Origin of the sequence: Escherichia sp. TW14182 (genome assembly GCF_000208525.1) — a bacterium.
Classification (GTDB): Bacteria; Pseudomonadota; Gammaproteobacteria; order Enterobacterales; family Enterobacteriaceae; genus Escherichia; species Escherichia ruysiae.
Genome location: NZ_AEJZ01000104.1, coordinates 1 through 7788 on the forward strand (window position 1 = coordinate 1; position 7788 = coordinate 7788).

7 protein-coding genes are annotated in these 7788 nt (G+C 48.6%); all 7 read left to right on the plus strand.

Features of this window, described 5'->3' with window-relative positions; genetic code table 11:
* Positions 1-90: 90 nt before the first annotated feature.
* On the plus strand, positions 91-1371 hold the full coding sequence (gene wcaK, locus EQY_RS0110365) for a colanic acid biosynthesis pyruvyl transferase WcaK (RefSeq protein WP_000770831.1): 1281 nt from the start codon (positions 91-93) through the stop codon (positions 1369-1371).
* Positions 1368-2588 (plus strand): colanic acid biosynthesis glycosyltransferase WcaL, encoded by a 1221-nt coding sequence (gene wcaL / locus EQY_RS0110370; protein ID WP_000862633.1) that lies wholly within the window; start codon positions 1368-1370, stop codon positions 2586-2588. The genes wcaK and wcaL overlap by 4 nt, the downstream gene beginning before the upstream one ends.
* 10 nt (positions 2589-2598) lie before the next feature.
* Positions 2599-3993 (plus strand): colanic acid biosynthesis protein WcaM, encoded by a 1395-nt coding sequence (gene wcaM / locus EQY_RS0110375; protein ID WP_000008753.1) that lies wholly within the window; start codon positions 2599-2601, stop codon positions 3991-3993.
* 174 nt (positions 3994-4167) lie between these two features.
* Complete coding sequence (galF, locus tag EQY_RS0110380; RefSeq protein ID WP_000183032.1) at positions 4168-5061, plus strand: UTP--glucose-1-phosphate uridylyltransferase GalF; 894 nt, start codon at positions 4168-4170, stop codon at positions 5059-5061.
* A 370-nt stretch (positions 5062-5431) separates the two neighbouring features.
* Positions 5432-6517, plus strand: a complete 1086-nt coding sequence (rfbB, locus tag EQY_RS0110385; protein WP_000699452.1) for a dTDP-glucose 4,6-dehydratase — start codon at positions 5432-5434, stop codon at positions 6515-6517.
* A complete protein-coding gene (rfbD, locus tag EQY_RS0110390) occupies positions 6517-7416 on the plus strand; it encodes a dTDP-4-dehydrorhamnose reductase (protein WP_001023614.1) in 900 nt (299 codons plus the stop codon). Before rfbB ends, rfbD begins: the two co-directional genes overlap by 1 nt.
* 59 nt (positions 7417-7475) lie before the next feature.
* Positions 7476-7788: sugar phosphate nucleotidyltransferase (locus tag EQY_RS0110395; protein WP_000857544.1), on the plus strand; the 313-nt coding region annotated here is incomplete at its 3' end.

A 7788-nucleotide genomic window follows, 5' to 3' on the forward strand; every position in this document is an offset into this window, starting at 1 on the left:
TGATAAGACGCGTTAGCGTCGCATCAGGCAAAAAGCAGTAATGAAAACAACAAATACAGCCTCACCTGGCATCAAATTTATGAGGAAAAAATGAAATTACTTATTCTGGGCAACCACACTTGCGGCAATCGTGGCGACAGCGCCATCCTGCGCGGCTTACTTGATGCCATCAATATCCTCAATCCACATGCCGAAGTGGACGTCATGAGCCGCTATCCGGTCAGTTCTTCCTGGCTGCTCAACCGCCCGGTAATGGGCGATCCGCTGTTCCTGCAAATGAAACAACACAACAGCGCAGCGGGCGTTGTCGGGCGCGTTAAAAAAGTCCTCCGTCGCCGCTACCAGCATCAGGTATTGCTCTCACGCGTCACCGACACTGGCAAGTTGCGTAATATCGCCATCGCCCAGGGATTCACTGACTTCGTGCGCCTGCTGTCAGGTTACGACGCCATTATTCAGGTCGGCGGATCGTTTTTTGTCGATCTCTATGGCGTGCCGCAGTTTGAGCACGCGCTTTGCACATTTATGGCGAAAAAGCCGCTGTTTATGATTGGTCACAGTGTTGGCCCCTTCCAGAATGAGCAATTTAACCAACTGGCGAACTACGTTTTTGGTCACTGCGACGCGCTGATCCTGCGCGAATCGGTCAGCCTTGATTTGATGAAACGCAGTAATATCACTACCGTAAAAGTGGAACATGGCGTTGATACCGCGTGGCTGGTCGATCACCACACCGAAGATTTCACCGCCAGCTATGCCGTCCAACACTGGCTGGACGTTGCCGCACAACAGAAAGCGGTGGCAATTACCCTGCGCGAACTGGCACCGTTCGACAAACGTCTCGGCACCACTCAACAAGCGTATGAAAAAGCCTTTGCCGGGGTGGTCAATCGCATTCTCGACGAAGGCTATCAGGTGATTGCGCTCTCCACCTGCACGGGCATCGATAGCTATAACAAAGACGACCGTATGGTGGCGCTCAATCTGCGCCAGCACATCAGCGATCCTGCCCGTTACCACGTAGTGATGGATGAACTTAACGATCTGGAAATGGGCAAAATTCTGGGAGCCTGTGAACTCACCGTCGGTACGCGCCTGCACTCTGCCATTATCTCGATGAACTTTGCCACTCCGGCAATTGCCATCAACTACGAACATAAATCCGCCGGGATTATGCAGCAGTTGGGACTGCCAGAGATGGCAATTGATATCCGTCATTTATTAGACGGCAGCCTGCAAGCGATGGTTGCGGATACCTTAGGCCAGCTTCCGGCGCTGAACGCACGACTTAACGAAGCCGTCAGTCGCGAACGTCAGACGGGAATGCAGATGGTGCAGTCAGTGCTGGAACGCATCGGGGAGGTGAAATGAAGGTCGGCTTCTTTTTACTGAAATTTCCGCTGTCGTCGGAAACCTTCGTCCTCAACCAAATTACCGCGTTTATTGATATGGGCTTTGAGGTGGAGATTGTCGCGCTACAAAAAGGTGACACCCAGAATACCCACGCGGCATGGACGAAATATAACCTTGCCGCCAGAACCCGCTGGTTGCAGGACGAACCACAAGGCAAAGTAGCGAAACTGCGCCACCGTGCCAGCCAGACCTTACGCGGCATTCATCGTAAAAATACCTGGCAGGCGCTTAACCTCAAACGCTATGGTGCCGAGTCGCGGAACCTGATTTTGTCTGCCATTTGCGGCCAGGTCGCAACACCGTTTCATGCCGATGTGTTCATCGCTCATTTTGGCCCTGCGGGGGTAACCGCAGCAAAACTACGCGAACTGGGGGTCATTCGCGGCAAAATTGCCACTATCTTTCACGGTATTGATATCTCCAGTCGGGAAGTGCTCAACCACTACACTCCCGAATATCAACAACTGTTTCGCCGTGGCGACCTGATGTTACCAATAAGCGATCTGTGGGCCGGAAGGCTGCAAAAAATGGGCTGCCCGAGGGAAAAAATTGCCGTATCGCGCATGGGCGTGGACATGACGCGTTTTAGCCCGCGTCCGGTGAAAGCGCCCTCAACGCCGCTGGAAATCATCTCCGTCGCACGTTTAACCGAGAAAAAAGGCCTGCATGTGGCGATTGAAGCCTGCCGGCAGTTGAAAGAGCAGGGCGTGGCATTTCGCTATCGCATTCTCGGCATTGGCCCGTGGGAACGACGCCTGCGCACGCTCATCGAACAATATCAACTGGAAGATGTGGTAGAGATGCCTGGCTTTAAACCGAGCCATGAAGTGAAAGAGATGCTCGATGACGCGGATGTCTTCCTGTTGCCATCGGTAACGGGCGCGGATGGTGATATGGAAGGTATTCCGGTGGCACTAATGGAAGCGATGGCGGTCGGTATTCCGGTCGTTTCTACTCTGCATAGCGGCATTCCGGAACTGGTGGAGGCCGATAAATCGGGTTGGCTGGTGCCTGAGAACGATGCTCGCGCACTGGCGCAACGGCTGGCGGCGTTTAGCCAACTGGATACCGACGAACTGGCTCCGGTTGTCAAACGTGCTCGCGAAAAAGTCGAAAATGATTTTAACCAGCAGGTGATCAATCGAGAGTTAGCCAGCTTGCTGCAAGCTTTATAGAGGAGAACGCATGTCATTTAAAACAATCTCCCGACGCACCTTCCTGACGGCAAGCTCCGCGCTTGCCTGCCTCCATACCCCTTTCGCCCGTGCACTTCCCGCCCGACAAAGCGTAAATATCAACGACTACAATCCACACGACTGGATCGCCTCATTTAAACAAGCCTTTAGCGAAGGGCAAACGGTCATCGTGCCTGCCGGATTTGTTTGCGACAACATCAACACCGGCATCTTCATCCCTCCTGGCAAAACCTTACACATTCTCGGTAGCCTGCGCGGCAACGGCAGAGGGCGATTTGTCTTACAGGACGGCAGCCAGGTGACAGGGGAGGAGGGCGGCAGTATGCATAACATCACACTGGATGTGCGTGGCTCTGACTGCACCATCAAAGGGCTGGCGATGAGCGGATTTGGCCCGGTAACGCAGATTTATATCGGCGGCAAAAATAAACGGGTTATGCGCAACCTGACCATCGATAACCTGACCGTGAGCCATGCTAATTACGCCATCTTACGCCAGGGATTTCATAACCAGATTATCGGTGCCAACATCACCAATTGTAAGTTCAGCGACTTACAGGGCGACGCCATCGAATGGAACGTGGCAATCAACGACCGCGATATTTTAATTTCCGACCACGTAATAGAACGTATCAACTGTACTAATGGCAAAATCAACTGGGGCATCGGCATAGGCCTTGCGGGAAGTACCTACGATAATAACTATCCAGAAGACCAGGCGGTGAAAAACTTTGTCGTGGCGAATATTACAGGATCGGATTGTCGACAGCTGATTCATGTTGAAAATGGTAAACATTTCATTATCCGTAATATCAAAGCGCGCAATATTACGCCTGATTTCAGCAAGAAAGCCGGTATTGATAACGCCACTGTAGCGATATATGGATGTGATAACTTTGTTATTGACAATATAGAAATGGTTAATAGTGCCGGGATGTTAATCGGCTACGGCGTCATTAAAGGCAGGTATCTCTCCATACCGCAAAACTTCAGACTGAATAATATTCACCTTGATAATACTGACCTTGCCAGGAAATTGCGCGGGATACAAATTTCAGCAGGTAACGCTGTCTCCTTTGTTGCACTGACCAATATTGAGATGAAACGTGCTTCTCTGGAGCTACACAACAAACCGCAGCACCTTTTTATGCGTAATATCAATGTGATGCAAGAATCTTCGGTTGGCCCGGCATTGACCATGAACTTTGACTTGCGTAAGGATGTCCGTGGGACATTTATGGCAAAGAACGAGACGCTACTGTCACTGGTAAATGTTCATGTGGTGAATGAAAAAGGACAAAGCTCTGTCGATATCGACAGGATTAATCACCATATCGTTAATGTGGAAAAGATAAACTTCAGGCTACCGAAACGGGAACGATAGATTTGCGACCATTCCTGGAAAAATGGCACCATACTTAAGAATAACGCTACTGCAATCCTGGACAAAGCGGCGTAACATCGGAAGGAAATCAGTAATCAATTCAGGGTAATTGATGCTGGCGAAAAAAATCGAACAAGCTATAATTCAGCAACCATTTTACAGGTGGATGAAATAATGACGAATTTAAAAGCAGTTATTCCTGTAGCGGGTCTTGGGATGCATATGTTGCCTGCCACTAAGGCGATTCCTAAAGAGATGCTACCCATCGTCGATAAGCCAATGATTCAGTACATTGTTGACGAGATTGTGGCTGCAGGAATCAAAGAAATCCTCCTGGTAACTCATGCGTCTAAAAACGCGGTCGAAAACCACTTCGACACCTCTTATGAATTAGAATCTCTCCTTGAGCTGCGCGTGAAGCGACAGCTGCTGGCAGAAGTGCAGTCCATCTGCCCACCGGGTGTGACCATTATGAACGTGCGTCAGGGCGAACCATTAGGTTTAGGCCACTCCATTTTGTGTGCCCGGCCGGCTATTGGTGATAATCCATTTGTCGTCGTACTACCCGATGTGGTTATTGATGATGCCAGCGCCGATCCGTTACGTTACAACCTTGCAGCAATGATTGCGCGCTTCAATGAAACTGGTCGCAGTCAGGTATTGGCAAAACGTATGCCGGGTGACCTCTCTGAATACTCCGTCATCCAGACTAAAGAGCCGTTGGATCGCGAAGGTAAAGTCAGCCGCATCGTTGAATTTATCGAAAAACCCGATCAGCCGCAGACGCTGGACTCAGACATTATGGCCGTAGGTCGTTATGTGCTTTCTGCCGATATTTGGCCGGAACTGGAACGTACTCAGCCTGGTGCATGGGGACGAATTCAGCTGACTGATGCCATTGCTGAGCTGGCGAAAAAACAGTCCGTTGACGCAATGCTGATGACTGGTGACAGCTACGACTGTGGTAAAAAAATGGGTTATATGCAGGCGTTTGTGAAGTATGGACTACGCAACCTGAAAGAAGGGGCGAAGTTCCGTAAAGGTATTGAGAAGCTGTTAAGCGAATAACGAAAATCTGACAGGAAGTGTCGGTCAGTAAGAAATTAAAAACGGCAGTGAAGATTCATAGCATAAGTTTTGCGCATTGAATTTTCCTGCCGTTGTTTTTTATAAAGCGTATAAAAACAAGGAGTTACTTGCTTCATATTATTCAAATTTTTCCAGGATTTTCCTTGTTTCTACGGCTGTTTGGTAAGACAATTAGCGTTTGAATTTTTCGGATTTTGCGCGAGTGAGTAACGCTCGTCACATCGTAGTCATGCACGCAGTGCTCTGGTAGCTGTTAAGCCAGGGGCGGTAGCGTGCATTAATGCCTCTATTAATCAATTCTGGAGCAGTCTATTTCACAGCATGCTCTATAGCTATATGGAATAAAAAAGTGAAGATACTTGTAACTGGTGGCGCAGGGTTTATTGGCTCTGCTGTAGTTCGTCACATTATAAATAATACGCAGGACAGTGTTGTTAATGTCGATAAATTGACTTACGCCGGAAACCTGGAATCACTCGCTGAAGTTTCTGATTCTGAACGTTATGCATTTGAGCATGCAGATATCTGCGATGCCGTAGCTATGGCGCGTATTTTCGCACAGCACCAGCCAGACGCGGTGATGCACCTGGCGGCAGAGAGCCACGTTGACCGTTCAATAACTGGCCCTGCGGCATTTATTGAAACCAATATTGTGGGTACTTATGTTCTTTTAGAAGCAGCGCGCAATTACTGGTCTGCTCTGAATGATGAAAAGAAAAAAAGTTTCCGCTTTCATCATATTTCTACTGATGAAGTGTATGGCGATTTACCCCATCCGGATGAAGTAAATAATAACGAAGCGTTACCGCTATTTACGGAAACGACAGCCTACGCGCCAAGTAGCCCGTATTCTGCGTCTAAAGCTTCCAGCGATCATTTGGTACGCGCATGGAAGCGGACTTATGGTTTACCGACCATTGTGACTAATTGCTCTAACAATTATGGTCCTTATCATTTCCCGGAAAAACTTATTCCATTGGTTATTCTGAATGCTCTGGAAGGTAAGGCATTACCTATTTATGGCAAAGGGGATCAAATTCGCGACTGGTTGTATGTAGAGGATCATGCTCGTGCGTTATATACCGTCGTAACCGAAGGTAAAGCGGGTGAAACGTATAACATTGGTGGACACAACGAAAAGAAAAACATCGATGTAGTGCTCACAATTTGTGATTTGCTGGATGAGATTGTACCGAAAGAGAAATCTTATCGTGAGCAAATTACTTATGTTGCCGATCGCCCAGGGCATGATCGCCGTTATGCAATTGATGCCGATAAAATTAGCCGCGAATTGGGCTGGAAACCGCAAGAAACGTTTGAGAGCGGTATTCGTAAAACGGTGGAATGGTATCTGGCTAATACAAATTGGGTTGAGAATGTGAAAAGCGGTGCTTATCAGTCGTGGATTGAACAAAACTATGAGGGCCGCCAGTAATGAATATCCTGCTTTTCGGCAAAACAGGGCAGGTGGGTTGGGAACTGCAACGTGCTCTGGCACCGCTAGGTAATCTGATTGCTCTTGATGTTCACTCCACTGATTATTGTGGCGATTTCAGCAACCCCGAAGGTGTGGCTGAAACTGTCAAAAAAATTCGCCCTGATGTTATTGTTAATGCGGCTGCTCACACTGCAGTAGACAAAGCGGAATCAGAACCGGATTTCGCACAATTACTTAACGCGACAAGCGTCGAAGCGATTGCAAAAGCCGCTAATGAAGTCGGAGCCTGGGTAATTCATTACTCAACTGACTACGTCTTCCCGGGAACTGGTGACATGCCATGGCTGGAGACTGATGCAACAGCACCGCTAAATGTCTATGGTGAAACCAAGCTAGCTGGGGAAAAAGCGTTACAAGAACATTGCGCAAAGCATCTTATTTTCCGTACCAGCTGGGTATACGCTGGTAAAGGAAATAACTTTGCCAAAACGATGTTGCGTCTGGCAAAAGAACGCGAAGAGTTGGCTGTAATAAACGATCAATTCGGCGCACCAACGGGTGCTGAATTACTGGCTGATTGCACCGCTCATGCCATTCGCGTAGCAGTAAACAAACCAGAAGTTGCTGGTTTGTACCATCTGGTTGCTGGCGGTACAACAACCTGGCACGATTATGCCGCTCTGGTATTTGAAGAAGCGCGCAAAGCAGGGATCAGCCTTGCTCTTAACAAACTCAACGCCGTGCCAACAACGGCCTATCCCACACCAGCCCGTCGTCCCCATAACTCTCGCCTCAATACAGAAAAGTTTCAGCAGAACTTTGCGCTTGTCTTGCCTGACTGGCAGGTGGGCGTGAAACGTATGCTCAACGAATTATTTACGACTACGGCAATTTAACAAATTTTTGCATCTCGCATCATGATGCCAGAGCGGGATGAATTAAAAGGAATGGTGAAATGAAAACGCGTAAAGGTATTATTCTGGCTGGTGGTTCCGGCACTCGTCTTTATCCTGTGACGATGGCAGTAAGTAAACAACTGCTGCCGATTTATGATAAACCGATGATTTATTATCCGCTTTCAACACTTATGTTGGCGGGTATTCGCGATATTCTTATTATCAGTACTCCGCAGGATACGCCGCGTTTCCAACAATTGTTGGGGGACGGGAGCCAGTGGGGGCTTAATCTACAGTATAGAGTACAACCGAGCCCGGATGGCCTGGCGCAAGCGTTTATCATTGGTGAAGACTTTATTGGTGGTGATGATT